A 22,248-nucleotide genomic window follows, 5' to 3' on the forward strand; every position below is an offset into this window, starting at 1 on the left:
TTATTCCGTTGGCTGAGGCTGGTCTTTCGCCACCAGCTCGAAGATAAAATGATCTTTACCGATAAAATAGTGATCGGCATCACCGGGAGGCAAGGCCGCTTCTTCGGGCCGCTCCTGGCTGACGACAAAGCGGAACTCACTGCTGCTATCGGCAACCGCGCTGTCAGCCGCACCCAGACTGATGGCATGGGCGACAGCGATAAAATCAGCGGCGTTGTGAATCGGTAATTCGCGAGTGGAAACCCGTTGGCCGGAGCCAAGGTGTGATTGCAAATACCGGCGCAGCGCTTGCTGATTCACCAGAAATGCCTGATCCAGCAGCTGCTGGATATAACTTTTTTTACGCGCATCCATGTCTACCTCACCCCGGCCTGGATCCAGTATCGCAGCCATGCGCTGACGGCTGCGAGGGGGTGCCAACCGCACTTGGGCCGGATCAATAAAGCCGATGGTGGGCACCGCCATTTGTTCACCGGCCAGGGCCAACAGCGCATCTTGTCGAGCCTGCGGCAACTCGGCCAGTCGCTTGCACACCGCCAGCACATCATTGTGCCGCTGCGATGCCAGATAGCTCATCTGCCGCATGATAATATCCGCCCGCTTGGTAAATCCCTGCAGCGCACGCCGTAACGCCGGCAGCATGATTTCCGAGGCATTACCCAAACGCTGCTCAATGCCATCCAGAATCCACCACAGTAGCGACTGGCCGGGCTGCACCTGCTCCGGTAATAACTCACGTAAACGTTTTTCGGTGGCGATCTTGAACTTGTCATCCTTGCGCCGGATGGTACGAATCAAACCCTCAATCCGGTCACGATGGCGCTCGACATTATCCGCCGACAGCCGCACCGACAGATCCGGTTGAAAGCGGTTTTCCATAAAATCAAAAAAGGCATCACTGGCATGCTGAACCAGCAACTGGTCTTCCATTTCCCGCACCAGATCGCGCTTGCGTTCATCCAGTTCGGCAATTACATCGGTAAAATCACTGATAATACGTTCGGAATATTCAAAGGCATCCAGCAAATCATACACATCCCCGCGCTCAACAAAGCTTTCCAGCGCATTACGGGTGTTGCGGGTATTACGATGCCGGGTGCGCGCCGTAGCGCGGGATTCGTTCACAAAAGGCTCGGTAAACTCGCGGCCGTACCGGGTCAATGAAAACGTGCTGTGTAACGTCGCCTGATCCACCTGCTTGTCGATCCAGCCATGCTCCATTAACAGGCTGAGAATCCAGCCGGCCTGTTCCCGCGTGCCCCGGAACCCGGCTTGATCCTTGTCGGTTTCTTCACCCTCATCACCCAGATCATCGGTACTGGCAAGCTGGGGCTTGCGCACCAGCACTTCCTGAAACATCTCGACCAGCTGGTCACGCACCAGAGCATGGCCGTAATCCGCGTTGGCAGAGCTGTACGAGCGTTGATACAGCTCACTCAAACATGCGACCACCTGGGCGCGGTATTTGCCCGTCAAGGGGCGAAAAAAATGTTCTCGTTGCTGTAGAAAAAACATGTGTTAGCGGGATCCATACCAAAAACAGACGTCAAGTATAGCCTGACGCCCGAGGGTTAAACGGCCAAATCAAAAATAGCGGAATCAGAAACTGCGCGATACGCGGTTCAGCAATTCAATGGCGGCCTCGACTTCCACCTTGCGCACGGCAACACTTTCAATGTTGCAGCCCACCGGCACGCCCAGAGTATCGGCAAAGGCTTTCAGTTCGCGCCAGTTAGCTTCGGAATAATTAACTGACTGTTCGAGAATATCGTGGGCATGCAGCAGTTCATTTTCCAGCCAGCGTGGAATGCTGATCCCGAGCCATTTCATAAAATTCAGCGTTTGTACGGAACCACAGGGAGTCAGTGTGAAGATCACTGGCACCAAATCAATACCCTGCTCACGACCAGCGTAATAATAATCGGACAGAAAATCTTTCGACGCCTGCAGATCGTAAACACCCTGGGAAATAAAAAACGAACAGCCCTGACGGATTTTTTCGAACACCCGCACATGTTCGTCGCCCTTGGCGCGATGGCGCTCCGGGATCGTCACTCCACCCATCAGCAACTCTGGCCGTACCTGTTGTTTAAGATCGTAAGCTTCGGACATGGTCATACTGACCGGCTGATCTTTTGAGGCCGCTCCGACAAACACAGTCATATTGTTTGTGGCAGAGGCTTGCTTGAGGAAACCGCTTAGTTCCTCACGCGAGTATTTGCCTGCGGCGCGGTAAATGATTTTGGGCAGATCCAGAGCCGCCAGCTGGTGACGGCTATAATCAAAACAATCGAGGGTTTCGATAAATGGAAACGGGCGCCTTGCTGACGTCCGCGACGCCTCATCCTGAATGTCGTACAGTACTAACCCGTCTATTGGCAGCGACTGCAACCGTTGCATTTGCAGCTTGGCTATTTCCACAATCCGTTCTGGATCAGTGCCTTTTTTCGGTGGCACTATGCCGTACAGCACAATGCCGCTTTCCCTGTTGCGGATTTTTTCGGTAAGCATAATGACGATTCCAGAACCAGTGATCTCATAATCCACCGGCGCAGTCGGCAGATCAAACAAAGCCGACATATTAACCCAGCTTGGCTTGAGGCGCTAAACCCCTGAATTGACAACTGATTTTGCAGATCCAGGGGAACCGGAGCAGCTCTCGGGTACTCCATGCAGAAGGATACATATAGACCGATCGTACTGGCCCGACAGGCGGCCTGAATGGTAGGGTAAACACCTCTGAACGACAGGAAGCCTATTCACTACCCATGAACATACCCTCAACACGGCCAAACCCGCTGAACAAATTTTTAAAGATGGAATCCGCCGGTGGCATTCTGCTGATGTTTGCCGCATTGCTGGCCATTATTTTTGCCAACTCCCCACTGGAGCCCTTTTACAACCTGCTATTGGAAACGCCGGTAGAAGTCCGAATTGGTGCACTGCACATCGCCAAACCGCTGCTGCTGTGGATTAATGACGGCCTGATGGCCATCTTCTTCTTTATGGTTGGCCTGGAACTGAAGTACGAATGGCTCGAAGGTGAACTGCAAGACAAGCGCAACGTGGTATTACCCGGCGTTGGTGCCTTGGGCGGCATGCTGGTGCCCGCACTGATTTACGTTTACTTCAACCACGCAAACGCCATTGATATTCAGGGCTGGGCCATCCCGGCCGCCACCGATATTGCGTTTGCCCTCGGTATCCTGGTGTTGCTTGGCTCCCGCGTCCCAGCCAGCATCAAAATATTTCTGACCTCGCTGGCCATTTTCGACGACATTGGCGCCATCGTCATTATTGCCGTGTTCTACACCGACAATATCTCCATGACAGCGCTCAGTGTTATCGCCTTGTGCCTGCCGGTGCTGTTCCTGCTGAATCGATTTCAGGTTGAATCCAAAAGCGTTTACATGCTGTTGGGCGCCATTATGTGGGTATCGATGTTGAAGTCTGGCGTACACGCAACCTTGGCGGGCATTATTCTGGCGATGTTTGTGCCTATGCGACTGGATCGCCGTCCGGACTACTCACCCGCCCACCAGCTGGAAAAAGACCTGCATCCGGTCGTGGCATTCTTTATTTTGCCAATCTTTGCCTTCGCCAACGCGGGACTGAACCTCACCGGAATCGGCATGGATCAGCTGCTGCACCCGGTGCCCGTCGGTATTGCGGCAGGCCTGTTCATCGGCAAACAGCTGGGTATTTTTGCGTTTTGCTGGCTCACCATCAAAGTCGGCTGGGCCAAATTGCCGACCGGTGTTTCCTGGCTAACGCTCTACGGCACCGCCACGCTATGCGGCGTCGGCTTTACCATGAGTCTGTTTATTGGTTCGCTGGCGTTTGAAGGCGGAGGCATCGACAACACCTTTGATGAACGGTTGGGTATTATTGTAGGTTCTTTGGCATCCGGCATTGTCGGCTTTCTGATCCTGAGGAAAAGCCTGGGCAAGCCTGCAGTAACAGCTAACAGCTAAACATCAGCATCAATGTTTAAACCAAAAAAGCCCGGTCATCCTGACCGGGCTTTTTTTGAGGTGTTCCAGGGCACTGAAGGAACTCGATGGTTATAATGTAATCGCGTGATTATCTGGCATTGATCAAAGCAGCAAATTCAGTGTAGCCGCCAACGTGCTCGGCGCCGATAAATATTTGCGGCACTGTATCAACTGGCTTGCCGACGGTTTTTTCCAGATCCGCCTTGCTGATGCCTTCCACATTGATATCAATGTATTTGAAATCCAGTTCTTTGATTTCACACAGTTCTTTGGCACGACGACAGTAACCACAGCCTTCACGACCAAAAATAGTGACACGTTTCATAAGTATGTTCTCCAGCAGCAAAGGTAATGGCTGCCCAACTCAGTACCTGCATGAGTATAAAACAGGTACAAACCAGGGCCAGTCCGTAGTAGAAAGTATGCCCATAGTCTAAAGCGATAGAACACCCAGCGTTAAATCAAAATTTACTATAACAACCATAGCCATCCAGATAGTTGCCCAGATAGCCAATACACCCGACCAATCTGGCCAATGAACCCGGTGATGTGAATCACTACAGGCGGCATCAACCCGGTTGCAATTCAAATATTAGTATATTCTAATACAGGAATATTAATTCTGCGGGGCTTCTGCCGCCGCCCCAAAAGTTAACAAAGGATGCCATCTATGCTGACTTCACGTTTGATGCTGAGCCTTGGCCTGACTGCCCTGCTGGCCCTGCCTGCCGACGCTCTGGAAACCCGCACACTGCAAACCAGCCAGATTCCGGTGTTTTACGATCTCGAAGCCACGCTGGAAGCCGTTAACGAAAGTACCATATCGGCCCAAACCAGCGGTGCTATCCAGGCTGTCCATGTTGATATAAACGACCGCGTTAAAAAGGGCACCTTGCTGATCGAAATCGACAACACCCAGCAACAAGCACAATTGGCTCAGGCAGAAGCCCAGCTAGCCCAGGCAGAAGCTCAAAATGAAGACGCCCAGATTCTGCTCAAACGTAACCAGCGATTACTGAAACAAGGCACCATTTCCCAGGGCCTGTTCGATAGCGCCGAAGCCCAGGCCAAAAGCACCGCTGCGGCGGTGGCTGCAGCCAATGCCAACGTTCGCCAGGCCCGCACCCAGCTGTCCTATACCCGCGTCATTGCGCCCTATTCTGGTATCGTCAAGGCACGCATGGTACAGGTCGGCGAACTGGTGAATCCGGGTCAACCAATGATGACAGGGCTGGCATTACAGCCGTTACGTGCGGTGGCCGATTTGCCCCAGAGTATCGCCAGCCACTTTCAAGCCAGTCGTGATCAAGCCAGTCAGGCAGCAACCGCCATTCAGGTACTTGTCGGTGACCAGATGACCCCGATCAGTGCCGACAAAATCACACTTTATCCTTATGCCGATGCCCGTTATCACAGTGTCCGTCTGCGGGCCGAGTTACCGGCAGACGACAATCGTCATTTATACCCTGGCATGTGGGCACGGGTTCGCCTGCCCGCAGGTGCACGTGAAGGCATATTGATCCCCCAAAGCGCCATCGTCAGGCACTCCGAAGTGACCTCGGTTTATATTCTGGACGGCAAACAGTTAAAAATGCGTCAGGTGCGCCTGGGTAACAGCCGCAACGGCGAAGCAGAAGTTCTGGCGGGCCTCGTGGCAGGTGACATCATCGCCATCGACGGCTACGCGGCACTGGCTGCCATTGCCCAACAGGCCGTAGCGGCTACCTCCAACCACGCTGGAGAATAAACGTCATGTCCGCAGATAAGTCAGCAATGCTGGGGATTTCCGGCAAAACCGCCCGCGCTTTCCAGAATTCAGCCATCACGCCTTTACTGGCGCTGGTTGGCCTGCTGTTGGGGTTCTTCGCGGTGATGATCACCCCGAAAGAAGAAGAGCCGCAAATCGACGTAACCTTTGCCAACGTCTTTATTGGTTATCCGGGTGCCAGCGCCCATGAAGTGGAACAGCTGGTGGCCATTCCGGCAGAACAGGTACTGTCGGAGATCAAGGATGTCGACGACATTTTCTCCATCAGCCAGCCGGGCCAAGCGATTCTGACGATCGCCTTCAAGGTCGGCGTGCCACGAGAAACCGCCATCCTCAACCTCTACAACCAGGTACACAGCAACGCCGACTGGTTCCCTGAGAATCTGGGGGTCAGCCAGCCCGTCATCAAACCCATGGGCATTGATGACGTGCCGATCATGGCCATTACCCTGTCTTCGGACGATAACAGCGTTGCTGCCGCCGACCTGACCCAGGTCGCCCACGCATTGGAAACCGAACTCAAACGTATTCCCGGCACCCGTGACATCTACAGTATTGGTGAACACTCTGCCGTGGTGCAGGTAAAACTTGATCCGGCCCGCATGAATGGCTACGGCCTGGCGTTTGACGATGTCCGTAACGCGCTGATGAGTGCCAATGCCGGAGGTCAACGCCTGCCGCTGGTGCAAAACAACGAAGTCATTCAAATACAGGCCGGGGCATTCCTGCAAAACAGCGCCGATTTGGGCCAGCTGATTGTCGGCAAAACCGCTGCCGGACTGGTCTACCTGGCCGACGTCGCCGACATTCACCAAGGAGCCGACACTCCTGAGCAATTTGTCATGCATCGGGATCTGGGCGACAGCAACAGCAAGGCCGCCGTGACCATTGCCATAGCCAAACAACCCGGCACTAATGCCATCGACATCACCCAATCGATTGAGCAGCGCCTGGTTGACCTCAAGGAACGCGTGATCCCCCACAATATAGATGCCGACGTTACCCGCGATTACGGCATCACCGCCAAAGCCAAATCCGACAAACTGATTGCCAAGCTGCTGTTTGCCACCACCGCCGTCGTGATTCTGGTATTGGCCACCATGGGTTGGCGCGAAGCCATCATTGTTGGCGGCGCTATTTTTATCACCTTGGCGATCACCCTATTTGCCAGCTGGGTCTGGGGCTTTACCTTGAATCGGGTGTCGCTGTTCGCGCTGATTTTCTCCATCGGCATTCTGGTTGACGACGCCATTGTGGTGGTAGAAAACATTCACCGGCACCTGCACATGGGCAGCAAAAAACTGCTGGAAGCCATCCCCTGCGCCGTTGACGAAGTCGGTGGCCCGACCATTCTCGCCACCTTCACCGTCATCGCCGCCCTGATGCCCATGGCGTTTGTCTCCGGCCTGATGGGCCCCTATATGAGCCCCATCCCGATCAACGCCTCAACCGGCATGCTGATCTCGCTGGTGGTGGCTTTTGTAGTAACCCCCTGGCTGTCTTACAAGCTGCTCAAGCGCCATTTACCGGAAGGCACTGCCGCTCATGATGAAGAACAACCCACCATCTCAAAGCTGCACCGGTTTTTCCAGAAGCTGATGTCACCGTTTCTTGAAGGCGCTGGCGCGACGAAAAAACGCATCCTGTTATTCGTTGGTATTACCGGCCTGATCGTGGTTGCCGTCGCGTTACCGGCAACAGAACTGGTGGTACTGAAAATGCTGCCGTTCGACAACAAATCAGAATTCCAGGTAGTCGTCGACATGCCGGAAGGCACCCCCGTAGAACAAACCCTGAGGGTGCTGGATGAACTGACCGACGAACTGATGCAAGTACCGGAAATCCGCGACGTCCAGCTGTATGCCGGTACGGCCGCGCCGATCAACTTCAATGGCCTGGTGCGTCAGTACTACCTGCGGGGCTTACCGAATCAGGGCGACATTCAAGTAAACCTGGTCGACAAGCATCATCGTGACCGTAAAAGCCACGACATTGCCCGCTCGGTACGGGAACCGCTACAAGCCATTGGCAACAGACTGAATGCCAACGTCAAGATCATTGAAGTGCCACCTGGCCCACCAGTTATGGCCCCGATCGTGGCCGAAGTCTACGGCCCGGAATACAGTCGCCAGATCACTGCCGCCAAAGCATTGCGTGGCCTGTTTGAAACCACCACCGATATTGTTGATGTCGACGACTACATTGAAGCCGATCAGCAAAAGTGGATTGTGAATATCGACCGCCAGCGCGCTTCCCTGCTCGGCGTTGCCCAGGCCAGCATCGTCCAGGCCATCAGCACCGCCCTGGGTGGCGAAGACGTCAGCTATCTACACACCCACGCCGATGCCGAAGACCACCCCGGCGCCAACAGCAAATACCCCTTGCCCATTCGACTTGAACTCAACGAAGGCGACAAGGTCGGCCTGAACCAGCTGCTGGTCATGAAAGTCAAAGCCGCCGACGGCAGCCTGGTATCGTTAGCCGACGTAGTCAGCATCCGCAAAACCATCACCGACAAGAGCATCTACCACAAAAATCTGCAACCGGTGGTGTTTGTCACCGCCGACATGGCCGGAGAACTCGACAGCCCGCTCTACGGCCTGTTTGGTATCTCGCTTGGAATGGAAGATGCCGGACTCAACTGGCAACAATGGTTTATTCAGCAACCTGCTCTCACTGACGACATCAGCATAAAATGGGATGGCGAATGGCAGATTACCTACGAAACCTTCCGCGATATGGGTATTGCCTACGGCGTCGGCATGATCCTGATCTACCTGCTGGTGGTTGGCCAATTTCGCAGCTACCTGGTGCCGCTGATCATTATGGCCCCGATTCCACTGACCGTGATTGGCGTCATGCCGGGCCACGCCCTGTTTGGTGCCCAGTTTACTGCCACCTCCATGATCGGCATGATCGCACTGGCGGGCATCATCGTGCGTAACTCCATCCTGCTGGTCGACTTCATCAATCAGCAGCTGGAAGAAGGCATGCGTTTTGAAGACGCCGTAATCACCTCCGCCGCAGTACGGTCACGGCCTATTGTACTGACCGCCGTCGCCGCCATGATTGGCGCATTCTTTATTCTGGATGATCCAATCTTTAATGGCCTGGCGATCTCACTGATTTTCGGCATCATGATTTCAACGCTGTTGACCCTGATCGTAATTCCACTGCTGTACTTCTCGCTGATGCCCAAAAACCTGGGCGAACAACTGCGGGGAGAAGTGGCAACATCATAAACGTCATCGCGTTATGACACGGTCAACCAGCTATTAGGCCCCATGCTTGGGGTCTAATAGCTAAAATCACGAGTTTTTCGAGCCGCACTCCACCATTAGTAACCGCTCCATTAACCCCATCTATAACCCCATTCTCTGGCCACGCATCCTGATTCCAGTTTCACGGTTTGGGAGACTCCATGACTTCTCTCGACAAACAGACACTCCGGCAGTAACACCTCGAGACCTGGCAGGCTTTTAGCCTGACCTAAAAAGTATTCTGTCAGCCCAATAACCTCAAACTCGCCACGTTCCAGTACTGGCCCAAACGTCTGCGGGGCGTCAGCACCGCCAATCAGCAGGCAGTCGCCTTTATTACTCTGATGTCCTCAAACAGCCCCTCAGCGTCGACAGTCACCGTCGCTATTCGCATCGGAGCAGAGGGGACGTGCCATTGCCACAGCTATCCGGCGTCCTTCAGATACTCGGCCTGAGACCGTCGTCATGCTGAGGCCGTTAGTGATGGATGGTGCGATCCAACACCGCCAGGTCGGGTACCGGATCCCGCAGTCGGCGCATCAGTTTGACGGCACGGAGGTTGGGATAACGCTGTAACCAGCGGTAGTGATCGAGCGACTTTGAACGCTCCGGGTTTTGTTGCTGCTGATCAATCGCCTGCTCATCCATTCTGAGGTACTTGCGAACGGTGCTGCGGGCAATTCCGAGTTCCTTGGCGATGGCTCGTTTGGACAGGCCATTGCCGTTGTCGTGCAGTGCTTTGATTTTATGAATCACAATCCAGTCCTTCACGTGAATCCCCGGCCAGAGAAAACCGGGAACGTTAGGGTTAAAGTGGCCCGAAGGCCACGCAAAGGTGGATCAAATTTAATGGCCAGAGGTGAGTCACTTTAAATGGCCGTTAACAACCGGAATCGGGGCACTGCCCTCTGGCCCCTGATATTCGTGTAGCTGATCGGCAGGAAAGCTGAACTCAATATCGAAATTTAAGGCGCACAGCCACCTCTAGACCGTAGATTTCCCCGTATCAAACCCCTGTAATACGTTGGCCACGTTGCGCCCAATAGCCTCCAGAGCGTAGCCCCCTTCCATAACAAACACGGTCGGCAGTCCTATATTGGCAATCTGGCGCCCCACAGCCAAATAATCCTCCTCAAGAAATCTGAATCCTGAAATGGGATCATCGATAAATGTATCCACACCCAGCGACACCACCAAACCGTCCGGTTTGAAGCCGAAAATGCTATCCAGCCCTTCCGTTAGCGCCTGCCCCCAAACGTCAAAATCGCTACCTTTTGGTAAAGGCAAGTTATGGTTATACCCCACCCCATCACCCTCGCCCGTTTCATCAGCGTAACCGAGAAAGAAAGGATACTCTGACGAAGGATCACCATGAATACTGGCAAACATGACATCCGAGCGTCGGTAGAAAATCGCCTGTGTACCATTGCCATGGTGGTAGTCGATATCGAGTATCGCTACTCGAGCCATACCACCATCAAGCAGCACCTGGGCTGCGACCGCAGCGTTATTGATAAAACAGTACCCACCAAAGAAATCCGCTCCGGCGTGATGCCCCGGCGGCCGCGTCAATGCAAACGTCCCGCGCTCACCGGCCAACAACCGATTGGCCGCAGACAAAGCACAGCCGGCGCCGCCAATCGCAGCTTGCCAGGTACCCGCCGTCAGCGGCGTCCCCATATCAAAGGAAAATAACCCCATACGAGCCGCGAAGTTCGACGGTAATCTGTCGCTGCGCATACCGCGTACCGACCACACCGATGGCAGAGCATCCCTCTCACTATTCTCTGGAGCCAGTTTTATCCACTCCCCCCAAGCCCGTTCCAGAAACTGCAGGTAGCGCGATGAATGTACTTTTTCCAGTACACTGCGTAGCGAACCGTCAATTAAGGATGCCGGTTGGATGGATCCCAACTGGCGATGCTCGAGTTCGGCCAGCACCCTATCCGCTCTTGATGGCACCTCAAAACACGGCACCAGTTCACCACGGTACATTTCCAATTGGCCTGCATGCGCTACGTGATTTGGATTGAAAAAAGTGATCATAGCGGGAATCTGTCCCTCAAAAAACATTCTATTCATCAGTTGGTACGACAACCATATGTATAGTCACATGGCTGTAACCCCCAGTATCAACCTACCCTGTGGGTAACGCACGAAAGCCGGTCAGGTTTAGACAGCCCAGGGAAGCCCGTCCAAACTCCACGGAACACACAAGTGGATATGGGGGTCTAACTGCGGAAACTACCGCTGAAATCAGACGCGATTAACCCCACCCCCATGCTCAGGATCAACAAAATCCGTGTCTAAAAACAACTTTAAAATCACTAAAAACTGTAATATTTTCAATTACTTATAGAATACCAATAACTACCCAAAAGGAAACGGCAACATGTAATCGCTGTGCTAATACGGGGGCTTTAAGGTAAAATCACGATCATGAACACGCAGACACATACCCCACAGAAAGCTGACAATACTGGCACCATAAAGATGGCCGCAGCAGATTGGTGCATGCGCATACAATCAGATGAGTGCAGCCCACTGGACCGAGCAGCCTTCGAACAGTGGCTTCAAGAGAATCCGGAACATGAACAGGCCTATAACAAAATTCTCCGGGTCTGGTTGCTGAGCGAGCACTTGGTTCCCTCCTCTGTCGAGGCGAGGCAAGAGGAGAACCCCCCTGCCGAGACGTCGGGTATCGTCCAGCTCCCCCCCTATCAACAACCTCCTCGCTGGCAATGGCAACAGAATGCAAGGCTACTATCGCTCGCGGCCCTGCTTCTCATCCCCTTCGGGTATGGGGGATGGCTACTAAATTGGCTGCCCAACGAATACCATCGTTACAGTACTGATCAAGTCCGTCAGGAAGTAACCTTACCCGACGGCACACAGGTAGAGATGAATCTCAACACCCACATCACTTACGCCAATTTTCGGGATAGGCGTCACGTCGATATCAGTGGCAATGGAGAAGCTTTCTTTAAGGTCGCTCACAACGCTACACATCCTTTTGAAATCAGTGCCGCCAATGGCACAATCACGGTCACAGGGACAGCATTTAACGTCTGGAAATACCAGCAAGACGTTGTCGTCACGGTTGCAGCAGGCTCCGTTATTGTCAGCAACAACGCGTCTGATCTTCACCTGACCCCCGGCATGCAAGCTGAATACTCTGGTCACGATTCACCTCAGTCAGAACCAGGCAATATCGACCAGGCACTAGCCTGGCAATCCGGTAAATTGGTCTTGGACGACCAGCCTCTCTCCGTTGCCATACCGCAGATTGATCGCTATCTCGACCATTCGATCACCCTGAATGACGCCGCCGTTGCCAATTTGCGCATTGGAGGCATTTATAATACGGACAACCTGGATGGCCTTGTTGACTCCCTTCCCCAGGCATTGCCACTAACGGTCGAGAAGCGACTGTTCGGCGGTCTGGTACTCTCAAGCCGCCACCAATAGCAACATACACTACGGTTTATCCTGTTACCGTGTTTCCCTGGTCAAAATGACCAGTGTCGCGATAGTACAGGTGTCCAGCCCCCGAACCCGAGGAAAGCTAAATTGTCCTCGCAAACGCTTCCCTTGCGGCAATACAGGATGCAGTGACACATTGATCCGAAAGCAACACACGCCTTGATGGATATCTATTTCCAACAACGAAATGGCGTCAAAGTCAAAATAGTGCTGCACCAGCGGGAACGCGGCCTTAAAAAAGCTCTCCTTAATGGAATAGATTAAAGTGGTGAGTTGTTCAGGGGGCAATAAGTGCTGGGACAGCAGTGAATACTCATCTGCATTCAGCACAAAGGGTTGTATCTGTAGCACCGCAGCCGATGTCATCTCTTCTTCCACATCAACTCCTACACCATAAATATCCGTATCTCGTGTGACCACAGCAATGGCAAGCTGCCGGGCATGGCTGATTGCCCCACACATACCCTCCGGCCAGATCGGCTGCCGGTGACGGCCGATACCGATGCAGTAACTAGGTAATCCTGACTGGCCAAGCGCTCGTCGTGCACAATAACGCCCCGCCAAAAACTCCGCTTTGCGCTTAGTAACTGCCCGCAGCAATTGTTTCGGTTTTACAATTCCTAACGTATCAAACAGCGATTCGTCATATTGTTCGACATCATAGAAACAGGCTGACCGAACAATCGCATCGTCACCCGGCCATCCGCCCACCAGATCTAGCGGGGTAATAAAATTCTCCCTGCTACTCCCGGACAAATTTACTGCTTCCACAGGGTTTTACTTTCAAGCGCTGGATCGGCCCTGATCTGCGCCTCGGTAAACGGCAGCTTGGGCCAATACTGTCGGGAGAAGAGTTCAGTTTGATCCAAGAAATGCTCAGACAGCGGATCACTGGACTGGGAATAGGTTAATAGCCCTTGGGCCTGCGGCCCGCCATCAGTGAACTCAACCAGTTGAATATAGCTACTGCCACTTTTCACCCTGTAATATTCACCTTCGCGCTTGGACTCAATGACATTGTAGACACCCAGTTCACCATAACTCCCGGGAATGGGAATGCTGTGATCGTTATTCCCGGCGACCTGAATATCCCCCCAACGGATATTGTCACGCAGACCACTTTCTTCTAATTTTTTCTCCACAGCAACCAATTCAGTGATCACGGCTTTCACCACAGCGGGATTATTCAGGTTGATACCACGCGGCGTATTCACCGGGTCATTAGAATCAAACGGAACACGCCAGCTATTTTTTATTTGCACAAAATGTTCAGCAAATTGCATAAACAACAACAAGCCAGATCCACTGTTGAGATTAGCTTTACCATCCCACTGAGCCAGCCGGGCACAGGCACGCGCAAATGCTTCGCCGTCATTTTGTGACCGGCACACGTTAAGAAGATCATCCATAATCAAATCGGCCAAGTACACTTGGTTGTCTATCACCAATCCCTGTAATTCGGAGGGAGTTATATTTTCTGGTTGCTGAAGTCGGCTGAGGGCAAATCGTGCTCTTAACCCGAGTGGTAATATCGACCGACTAACCAATGGCGAAAAACCTGACAGCGGGCTGGAGGGATTGCTTAGCCAGGCACTGTCGTTGGAGTTCTGAACATAATCCTCACGCATCAATACCGGCAATTCTTCTGTCGGCACGATGCCAGGTTGGACTGCTCGCTCGTCAACGACCCAATCGCACTGCCGCACTGACCCGTCGAGCACCACCAGTCCGTGATTAAGCAGTGCCGGATCGGCGCAGCGACTTAGTTGGTTGACAGTCACATTGGGAACGACGGACTGGTTCATATACAACGCTTTGCCCTCGCTATCAACTGCCACCGTATTAACCCAGGGAATGCCCTGCCACCACGCCACATTTTCACGTAACGCATCGCTGCTTTGTGCCTGGTTTACCGCATACCACTGTGCCAACACGCGAGTATTTTCCCGGTTGGCATCACGCAACACAAAAGCGACTGCCTTGTTCCACTCGAGCATGTCGGGGATAACAATGACCGGTCCGTACTCCGATTCATAAATATCACGCTTGACTGTGGACAAGCCCTTTTCACCCTTTACCGTAACTTCCAGCGTGTTTTTCCTAAGCGGACGAGACTCGCCGTCCACGATATAACGCATGGAATTGTCAGGATCGAGCATCAATCGATAAAGTGTAAAGTGACTGGAAGTATCGACTGTATGGGTCCAGGCAACGTGCTGATTAAAGCCGATATTGATCAATGGCAGTCCCGGCAATGCAGCGCCCATCACATCCAACTCCCCAGGAATAGTTAGATGCATTTGATAAAAACGCTGCGCTCCCGCTCCCCAAGGAAAATGCGGGTTGGCCAGCAACAAACCGTTGCCATTGCTTGAACGCGCCTTGCCCACAGCGATCGCATTACTGCCGAGCGACGAGACGGATTGACTGCCAAAGAACGTATTGCCGAAAGCTTTGTTATCCCATAATGCCTCTTTATCAAATCCGACAAGCCCAGGCATTTGAGTGGCATCCGCTCGGCCAGACAAGTTTTGCTGTGGCTCTGGTGGCCTCGCCGTGACCAAAGGCCCAACAAACTGCTTCACCCCCCCTTCAACCAACAGGCTGCGAACAAGACGGACCAGATCATGAGTAGCAATGGACTTTAGCCACGCTTCACCCTGACAACTGATAGTGTCCGTTGTCAGCTCTGCCAGATAATGGTTGAAACCCTCAGCATAGCCGGTAAGCAATTGTTGGATAGGTTCCGGCTGTTCCCGCCAGAAGGTATCGATCTCATCGTCGGTATTCAACCAGGTGTAAAAGATGTCAGAAGCCAGATTATTCAGACCAGCGGATGACTTTCCTTCGGCACCAAAAAAACGGGAGCGCTCTCCTCGCACAGTCACCACCTCCTGCGCCAGCAGGCAAGCGTTGTCACGGGCATACGCGTAACCGATGCCATAGCCCAAATCGACTTCGTTATTAGCCTGAATGTGAGGTATGCCGTGTGTTGTCCAGCGGATATCCGCTATCCGCTGACCTGTGGTGGGATTGACGGCACATCCCGCTAGAAGTACGACAATGATTAATGAAAGAAATGTTTTTAAACGATAAAAGCCAGAAGAACTAATCGGCATTTTTGTCCCCTTATTCTCCTGACATCGTTGTGGCAGATAACGAGCAAGCAGAAAAGAAATTTATGACTTGCTTTCCCGGGGGGAACAATGCCACCCAGAATAACGTTTTACCTGATACTTTATATCCACAATAAGGATCAATCGGTCGTTTCAAACGCCGGCAACGTTTCACGCTCCACCCACCTGAGCCATAATTTCAAGACCACGACTAAGCGCTGGGAATAAACTATTGTGGAAATTATTCCAACGCAACTCGAATATGGTGTCTTTCGGTGAAATGGTTGTGTTGAGCATATCCATGATCACCTTGCCGGAATCAATTCCGTTATCAACGTAGTGAAATGACGCTCCGGTTTTTAGTAACGGAGGAACAGAGATCTTTTCCATTGTTTCCCAGTTCACCACCTTTTCCCCTCGCGCCCCGTACAGGGCATCCAGTGTTGCATAGGCACCACGGCGCTGATACAGGGAATCCGGGGCAGTAATACCCGGATGGATATTAACGATTTTGCCTCGATACAGACCGCCTGGCCGGACCAGCTCATCAAGAATAACCAAAAGGCCGTCCAACACCACCACGTCTGCCTCCAATTCGACCAGCTTATCCTGCAAGTTTTTTTCAAAAATCCGTTTTCCCGCTATCCGCTCAGGCGCACCCACCGGGTAACGCCGGTAAGCTGAGGGGATAGAACAAAGCTTGTCGCACAACTTCTCTCCCCACACAGACAAATCTTGCGGGAAAACCCACTGCGTTCTTTCATCAGGGGAAAACCCATAACCCTCAAGCTTTTTACAATCCGTTGCTGAGAGTTCATCGTCATCATGAATAATCGCTTTCAGTGAGTATTGCTCCCCCAAAGCTGTATCATTCAGTTGACCAACCAGATACTCCAGCGGCGACATCATATAGCGGCGTTCACCACGATAATCTATGTGCTGCCCAGCCCTATCCGCTGCAGCGTTCCTCAATGACCATATATAAACAAGGTTTTTATTTTTCATTACAATTTCACACCCATCATTCCGCCAATAAAAGAAACACAACTTTTGTTATTCAAATTTTTCAGCCTCTATGGCCATTTCATTATCCTCCGTAGGCGCATATTGATGATATAGGTAATTATGTAATGAAGTTGCTATTTCCTCAGATCGGTATGGTAAGACGGATAATAGCGTGTCACTCAAACCGTGCGTTAGCTCGCAAAAACCCTGCATATAGATAGCCGGCTTAAACCGTGAGTCGGTCTGGAGGCGATAATCCCGACCAACGGTATATTCACCAAGATACTGATCGAGCCCGGACAACAATTCATGACGAAGATCCCGGTCGTAACCAGTTGCGAGAATCACTGCGTCATAGTGATCCCTGCAAACTTCACCGCTTGCTTTATTTCTTAGCTCGATACTTACACCTTCACTGCCCGCCTCTGCTTGTACGACTTCCATTAGACGACGATAGCGATGACGCGCTTGACCATCGACTTTTTGAAGATAGTAAATGCCGTAAATACGTTCTATAAGCGCCAAGTCAACAACCGCATAATTGGTATTCTGGTATTCCTGTATATATCTAGCTCTCTCGGAGGGGTCCTGCCGATAAATCAAGTCTGTGAATTCTGGATCAAATATCTCATTCACAAAGGGCGTATCATCCGACGGTTTCACAGAAGACCCACGGATAATCCAGTCCACCGACACCGATGGATAACAGTCATTGAGATCAATAAAGGCTTCCGCCGCACTCTGCCCTCCACCAATGATTGCGATACGCATCGGTACAGCAGGCGTTATCTCCAGCGCCTTAACAAAAGGCTTATAGTTAGCATGATGGAAAATTTTCGGGTTGCCACCAAGATGCCTGAAAGGCTCGGGAATATGCGGTTTGCCTCCCGTACTTATAACAACCGAGCGGGTCTCGTGACATTGTTCCACACCATCCTTACCCTGTGCTACAACTCGTAAAGCCTCTACAATACCGTTTCGCTCAATGGGCTCAACGGCCCGCACTTCCTGATCATATTGACACAATGATTTGAAGTGTCCGGCAGCCCAACGCAAATAATCATTGAACTCCATACGACACGGATAAAGAGTTCCCAAATTTATAAAATTCACTAGACGCTGGTGCTTGTGCAAATAGTTAATGAAGGAGTAAGGGCTTTCAGGATTACGCAGTGAGACAAGATCTTTCAAAAATGAAATTTGCAAATCTGACTGACTAACCAGTGTATTCCCATGCCATTGATAATCTTCCTGCTTATCCAAAAACAATGCACGCATTGAACCGCAAGAGGCGCTCTGTTCTTCCATAGCAATCGCCAAGGCCAAATTAGACGGGCCAAAACCTATGCCAACCATATCGTATAGCGTGCGATCAGTTTTTTGTGTCATGCGTCATACCTCTATTAAGCCACTTTTTAAGTTAGGGAGATGAAGCACAACTCTCCTTTCTATTGCGTGTTTTTTCCTAGGAGTCGTCAACACCTCTAATAAACTAGGAAACGAACTGTTTCCCCGTAAATTTAAGCCAGTTTTAAATTTCTGGCGTACCATGGCCTGCGCGGAGTACGTTTCAATAAATTAGACACATCCTCCTCGCCACTGAACGCAATGCGCAATGCAAGCTTCATTTCCCCTGTATTCAATGCCACAGCACCACCTCCTTCACCAGGCGGCACGCAACCATATAACACAGCTCCAAGCCAGGGATCTCCCACCTGCACCCAGCGACCTGGGGCAAACCAGGGCACCCCTTTAACTATTTGTCGCTTCACTTCACCGGGATGAACACGCTCATGGGCCCGAAACCAGTCCTCAATGCGATCATCGATCCAGCCATGGAACATCCAGAACACCGGGTTAACATGAGAGGAAAAAGGATCACCGAGATAATCGTTTTCCGGCAGAAACCAACGAGAGGAAAAGTCTGTATAGTTACGGTCCCAAAACAGCGGCATACCATTGCTTGGGTCGCGGGTCACGGTAGCCCAGCGCATATGCAACCAGTCGTGAATGCCCAATTCCAACTCTGAGCCAAACTCCCCCAGAGTCATCCTACTCAGATACTCGGGGTCCTGATACAGCGACTCCCACACTTGGTAATTGCTATAAAAACTTGCACTACCCTTCACCCCACGTAACCACTGAGCGTATTCCGCGTCATTCTGCGGCTCCCAGGCCGGCGGTACGGAGCAGCCGTCACTGTTTTCGTAGTAACGAATAAATTCCTGGCGATCACACTCAATAAACGGTACTGGTGACGGGAGTCGGGACCAGCACATCAGATCCGGCTGCAACGCCCGAGCCCGCCGCACCATATCCCGATGCATAAACAGAAAATCCTCACCGGAACCGTTGCGATGCTTGTTCTTTCCTCTGGCATCACGCTCATTACCGACTGGCCCCGGCTGCCAGTTCAATCCACGCAACGCTTCACGCTTTTCCTCAGGCAGCCTGTGCCATTTATCACGAGAGGCATGCCAGACTTGGTGAAACAAACGATGTTCCGCCGACACCAGCCATTCCTGTAAAACAGGCGTGTAAGTGATACGCTCCTTCGCCTCGGGGAAGCGATGCTTCCGAGCAATAAAGGCATATTGCCGGTCCGGGAGCTGCAGAGAACGATTGAGATCGCGCATTTTGCCACTTAAAGTACCATCCCCTGCATTACTCCAGTTACTCCACACCTCATCCAGGATGACATCACATTCATACCGAGGAGTATCGCTCTCACAGATCAGCCAGCGAAGTTTGGCACCCTCTATATTGATCAGGCTTCCCGTTATACGGTAATCAGGCTCACTGTCACCACGCAATGCTACCGCCGTCCCCAGATAACCACGCAAAGCTCGCCCCGTAGCTCCCACATCCAACACCATTTCCAGATCATCTTGCGACAGACTTCCCAAACTCCCCGATCCACCCAACAAGCGAAAATCCCAAATACCACGCAGCCGACCGGCCAACCGCTCGCCGTTGTCAGTGGCAGGCTCAACTACCGCTTCACCAGGAGTCACCTCCTTATCATTGCTAATGAGCCTGCTTCTGATTTCCCGCTGGCCATAATAGATACCTGGAATCACCAAGCCGGCAGCAGAAATAGACGCCAGAAACTTTCTACGGGAAAACTTCATCCGGACAGAACCTCAACGCATAACAAAAATTGCATTCATCAAATCTCCGATAAGGTTCTAGTTCTTTGTTCCTTCTATACTCAATTCCATTTCCAAGCTGGCCGAAGCCGATCCTAAATCGTAGTCAATGCCAAATTCGCCCGGCGTCAATATCAATCGCCCCCAAAACCCCGCGCGATACCCACCCCACGGGTCTTTTCCTTCACCCACTTTAGAGACCTCAATAACAACCTGGCGAGTCACACCATGCAGCGTCAAATTCCCCATTATTGTTCCTTCACTGGCATCGCCTTCATAGCTAGCCGCCGTAAATACAGCCTTGGGAAAACGCGCAACATCCAGAAAATCATCACTGCGCAAGTGTTTATCTCGCTCAGCATGATTGGTATCAATGCTATCGGCCGCTATCTCCACTTTTATATAACTCTGTTCGAGTTTGTTCGAATCATACGAGAACGACCCCTGCAACGTATTAAAGCGACCATACAACCAGCTGTAACCCAAATGCTGAACTCTAAATTCCACAAAAGAATGCGTCGGATCAATGATGTAATCCGAAGCAAACAAATGGGTTGAAAAACCGAAAAAACCAATCAGCACAAAAGATAATTTTTGCAGTGCGCTTCTCCATCCACTGCTTATGGTGCTTCTTAACATAGCTCTGCTCTCCTAATAGCCTTTAAAATTTGACCCGTTAACATCAACACAATATTGGCATCCCGAATCGCCGAGTGCATGAGCGCGTCACACACAAACAAACCGACACAACTATTCAGTTCACGTTATTAAGGGTAAACGTAGAGAATTGACGAGAATTTAAAACCAGCGGAAATTTTATCCCTGCATCGGCGTCAACAGGCCCCAGCCACAGTTTCAGATACAACCTTGAACCCATCCAAAACCCACCAATCCACACCACTCTTTGCAGGGTTGATGGCATCGAGTAAATTTCTGCCACAACCACTCGTTACCATCGGTACTACGAGCACATATGAGGCCCCAATGAAATCACTCCATATCATAAAATCTCTCTGGTTTTGGTTGATCTTATTGGTATTAGCAGCCGCTGGCACCGCCTGGACAACCGGGCACTATAGGTGGCCATGGAGCGAAGTCCAATACCCGAAGGAGATTATGGATCGCGCCGAAGCATTGCATGAGCGAATACTTGCTTTCGACAGTCATATCGACATACCCACAGACTTCAATACTGAAGGTAAGGAGGCTGATACCGACGGCCCTTATCAGTTCGACCTGGTTAAAGCTGGCAAGGGAAGACTGTCCGGCGCGGCACTGACTATTTTTGCCTGGCCGGAAATGTGGAACGGCCCCAACGGCCCCCACCGCCCCACTCCCGGCATGGTAGAAAGCGCACGCCACGAACAAGAAGTGCGTTACCGCATCATTCAAAACATCGCCCGCGACTACCCCAACCGTGCGGGTATCGCCTATAACCCAGAAGATTTCTATCGCTTGGTGGATGAAGGTAAATTTGCCATCGTTATCAGCATGCTCAATGCCTATCCCCTGGGTGAGGATATCTCCCTGCTCGACCACTGGGCCGCCCGCGGCATGCGTATGTTCGGCTTCAGTTTTACCGGCAACAACGCTTGGGCGGACTCGTCCCGGCCAATGGCATTTTTTAACGACACGCCCGACGCTCTGGGCGGGCTTTCAGAACTGGGAAAGCAAGCGGTCAAACGTCTCAATGGTCTGGGCGTCATCATTGATGTATCACAAATGTCCACTAGCGCGGTGGAACAGGTTGCCCAGCTCACCCAGGCCCCCATCGTCGCCTCCCATTCCGCCGTGCGTGGCATCGTGGATATTCCCCGCAACCTGAGTGATCGCGAGCTGCACCTGATTAAAGATACTGGAGGCGTAGTGCAAATTGTGGGCTTTTCGACCTATTTAAAACCCTTAAGCAATCAAACTCTGGAAAAACTCAATCAACTACGGGGAAAATTTGAACTCCCTCCATTGGAAACCCTGGAAAACCTCGCCTATGCCCATATGCCCGGCGACCCGGTCATTACCATCTGGCCGGAACAGAAATTCGCGGAGTACGCCAGCGCCCTTTACGGTATTGTCGAGGAAGAACCAAAAGCCACACTGAATGATTTTGCCAACACCATCGACTATGCCGTCAAAAAAATCGGCATCGACCATGTAGGCATCAGTTCCGATTTTAACGACGGTGGTGGCGTAGTGGGCTGGGAGGATGTGGGTGATATTCGTAACCTGACCGCCGAACTGATGCTGCGTGGCTACTCGGATAACGATATCGAAAAACTCTGGGGCGGTAATTTCTTTCGTGTCTGGAAACAGGTGCAGGCACACCAGAAAACCGTTGATATCTCAGGCACCAACTAGTGTCCCTTAACAAAAATAAATAGAATTTATATGAGTGGTTATAGTCTACTTTGAGGAGTGCATTTTCAGGCAGAGGCAAACCATGGGACGACCAGTCAAAGTGCTCGACATCACTGA

The 22,248-nt window shown here is 51.8% G+C and carries 15 protein-coding genes and 2 pseudogenes; 6 read left to right on the forward strand and 11 right to left on the reverse strand.

The window, feature by feature from the left end:
- Positions 1-1,515: a Wadjet anti-phage system protein JetA family protein gene (locus WG929_RS18240; protein ID WP_416207217.1), complete on the reverse strand. Its 1,515-nt coding sequence runs from the start codon at positions 1,513-1,515 to the stop codon at positions 1-3.
- Positions 1,516-1,599: 84 nt separating this feature from the next.
- Positions 1,600-2,511 (reverse strand): methylenetetrahydrofolate reductase, encoded by a 912-nt coding sequence (locus WG929_RS18245; RefSeq protein WP_416207218.1) that lies wholly within the window; start codon positions 2,509-2,511, stop codon positions 1,600-1,602.
- Between the two features lie 257 nt (positions 2,512-2,768).
- Between WG929_RS18245 and nhaA the strand changes: the two genes are divergently transcribed.
- Positions 2,769-3,974: a Na+/H+ antiporter NhaA gene (gene nhaA, locus WG929_RS18250; protein WP_416207219.1), complete on the forward strand. Its 1,206-nt coding sequence runs from the start codon at positions 2,769-2,771 to the stop codon at positions 3,972-3,974.
- A 109-nt stretch (positions 3,975-4,083) separates the two neighbouring features.
- Here nhaA and WG929_RS18255 read toward each other — a convergent pair whose 3' ends face one another.
- The gene (locus WG929_RS18255; RefSeq protein ID WP_369857900.1) at positions 4,084-4,320 is read right to left on the reverse strand and encodes a GrxA family glutaredoxin; all 237 of its coding nucleotides are present in this window, start codon (positions 4,318-4,320) and stop codon (positions 4,084-4,086) included.
- 345 nt (positions 4,321-4,665) lie between these two features.
- Between WG929_RS18255 and WG929_RS18260 the strand changes: the two genes are divergently transcribed.
- The 3 genes and pseudogenes from WG929_RS18260 to WG929_RS18270 form a co-directional block, all read left to right on the forward strand.
- Positions 4,666-5,742, forward strand: coding sequence for an efflux RND transporter periplasmic adaptor subunit (locus WG929_RS18260; protein WP_416207220.1), 1,077 nt, complete (start codon positions 4,666-4,668; stop codon positions 5,740-5,742).
- A gap of 5 nt (positions 5,743-5,747) precedes the next feature.
- The gene (locus WG929_RS18265; RefSeq protein WP_416207221.1) at positions 5,748-9,005 is read left to right on the forward strand and encodes an efflux RND transporter permease subunit; all 3,258 of its coding nucleotides are present in this window, start codon (positions 5,748-5,750) and stop codon (positions 9,003-9,005) included.
- Between the two features lie 266 nt (positions 9,006-9,271).
- A pseudogene (locus WG929_RS18270) lies at positions 9,272-9,478 on the forward strand (hypothetical protein); the annotation flags it as partial.
- Between the two features lie 31 nt (positions 9,479-9,509).
- Here the strand turns inward: WG929_RS18270 and WG929_RS18275 are convergent.
- Together WG929_RS18275 and WG929_RS18280 are read right to left on the reverse strand one after the other, a co-directional pair.
- Positions 9,510-9,779 (reverse strand): annotated as a pseudogene (locus WG929_RS18275) (helix-turn-helix domain-containing protein); the annotation flags it as partial.
- A gap of 228 nt (positions 9,780-10,007) precedes the next feature.
- Positions 10,008-11,120 (reverse strand): histone deacetylase family protein, encoded by a 1,113-nt coding sequence (locus tag WG929_RS18280; protein ID WP_416207222.1) that lies wholly within the window; start codon positions 11,118-11,120, stop codon positions 10,008-10,010.
- Between the two features lie 342 nt (positions 11,121-11,462).
- On the opposite strand from WG929_RS18280, the gene WG929_RS18285 reads away from it, so the two are divergent.
- Positions 11,463-12,491 (forward strand): FecR family protein, encoded by a 1,029-nt coding sequence (locus tag WG929_RS18285; protein WP_416207223.1) that lies wholly within the window; start codon positions 11,463-11,465, stop codon positions 12,489-12,491.
- A 24-nt stretch (positions 12,492-12,515) separates the two neighbouring features.
- Here WG929_RS18285 and WG929_RS18290 read toward each other — a convergent pair whose 3' ends face one another.
- From WG929_RS18290 to WG929_RS18315, 6 genes are all read right to left on the reverse strand, one after another.
- On the reverse strand, positions 12,516-13,277 hold the full coding sequence (locus tag WG929_RS18290; RefSeq protein ID WP_416207224.1) for a 4'-phosphopantetheinyl transferase family protein: 762 nt from the start codon (positions 13,275-13,277) through the stop codon (positions 12,516-12,518).
- The gene (gene pvdQ / locus WG929_RS18295) at positions 13,265-15,625 is read right to left on the reverse strand and encodes a bifunctional acylase PvdQ (RefSeq protein WP_416207225.1); all 2,361 of its coding nucleotides are present in this window, start codon (positions 15,623-15,625) and stop codon (positions 13,265-13,267) included. Before pvdQ ends, WG929_RS18290 begins: the two co-directional genes overlap by 13 nt.
- A 168-nt stretch (positions 15,626-15,793) precedes the next feature.
- Entirely contained in the window at positions 15,794-16,627 is an 834-nt protein-coding gene (locus WG929_RS18300; RefSeq protein ID WP_416207226.1) for a formyltransferase family protein, read from the reverse strand.
- Positions 16,628-16,675: 48 nt separating this feature from the next.
- A complete protein-coding gene (locus WG929_RS18305; RefSeq protein ID WP_416207227.1) occupies positions 16,676-18,016 on the reverse strand; it encodes a lysine N(6)-hydroxylase/L-ornithine N(5)-oxygenase family protein in 1,341 nt (446 codons plus the stop codon).
- Positions 18,017-18,147: 131 nt separating this feature from the next.
- A complete protein-coding gene (gene pvdP / locus WG929_RS18310; RefSeq protein WP_416207228.1) occupies positions 18,148-19,758 on the reverse strand; it encodes a pyoverdine maturation tyrosinase PvdP in 1,611 nt (536 codons plus the stop codon).
- Positions 19,759-19,815: 57 nt separating this feature from the next.
- Positions 19,816-20,415 (reverse strand): YceI family protein, encoded by a 600-nt coding sequence (locus WG929_RS18315; RefSeq protein WP_416207229.1) that lies wholly within the window; start codon positions 20,413-20,415, stop codon positions 19,816-19,818.
- 477 nt (positions 20,416-20,892) lie between these two features.
- On the opposite strand from WG929_RS18315, the gene WG929_RS18320 reads away from it, so the two are divergent.
- Positions 20,893-22,131, forward strand: coding sequence for a dipeptidase (locus tag WG929_RS18320; protein ID WP_416207230.1), 1,239 nt, complete (start codon positions 20,893-20,895; stop codon positions 22,129-22,131).
- The last annotated feature ends 117 nt before the right edge of the window (positions 22,132-22,248 follow it).

It is taken from the genome of Oceanobacter antarcticus (assembly GCF_044962685.1).
Lineage (GTDB): Bacteria > Pseudomonadota > Gammaproteobacteria > Pseudomonadales > Oceanobacteraceae > Oceanobacter > Oceanobacter antarcticus.

Coding starts and splice junctions, on each gene's coding strand:
- WG929_RS18240 (WP_416207217.1), bottom strand. CDS start 1,515: ATGTTTTTTCTACAGCAACGAGAACATTTTTTTCGCCCCTTGACGGGC.
- WG929_RS18245 (WP_416207218.1), bottom strand. CDS start 2,511: ATGCTTACCGAAAAAATCCGCAACAGGGAAAGCGGCATTGTGCTGTAC.
- nhaA (WP_416207219.1), top strand. CDS start 2,769: ATGAACATACCCTCAACACGGCCAAACCCGCTGAACAAATTTTTAAAG.
- WG929_RS18255 (WP_369857900.1), bottom strand. CDS start 4,320: ATGAAACGTGTCACTATTTTTGGTCGTGAAGGCTGTGGTTACTGTCGT.
- WG929_RS18260 (WP_416207220.1), top strand. CDS start 4,666: ATGCTGACTTCACGTTTGATGCTGAGCCTTGGCCTGACTGCCCTGCTG.
- WG929_RS18265 (WP_416207221.1), top strand. CDS start 5,748: ATGTCCGCAGATAAGTCAGCAATGCTGGGGATTTCCGGCAAAACCGCC.
- WG929_RS18285 (WP_416207223.1), top strand. CDS start 11,463: ATGAACACGCAGACACATACCCCACAGAAAGCTGACAATACTGGCACC.
- pvdQ (WP_416207225.1), bottom strand. CDS start 15,625: ATGCCGATTAGTTCTTCTGGCTTTTATCGTTTAAAAACATTTCTTTCA.
- WG929_RS18300 (WP_416207226.1), bottom strand. CDS start 16,627: ATGAAAAATAAAAACCTTGTTTATATATGGTCATTGAGGAACGCTGCA.
- WG929_RS18305 (WP_416207227.1), bottom strand. CDS start 18,016: ATGACACAAAAAACTGATCGCACGCTATACGATATGGTTGGCATAGGT.
- pvdP (WP_416207228.1), bottom strand. CDS start 19,758: ATGAAGTTTTCCCGTAGAAAGTTTCTGGCGTCTATTTCTGCTGCCGGC.
- WG929_RS18315 (WP_416207229.1), bottom strand. CDS start 20,415: ATGTTAAGAAGCACCATAAGCAGTGGATGGAGAAGCGCACTGCAAAAA.
- WG929_RS18320 (WP_416207230.1), top strand. CDS start 20,893: ATGGATCGCGCCGAAGCATTGCATGAGCGAATACTTGCTTTCGACAGT.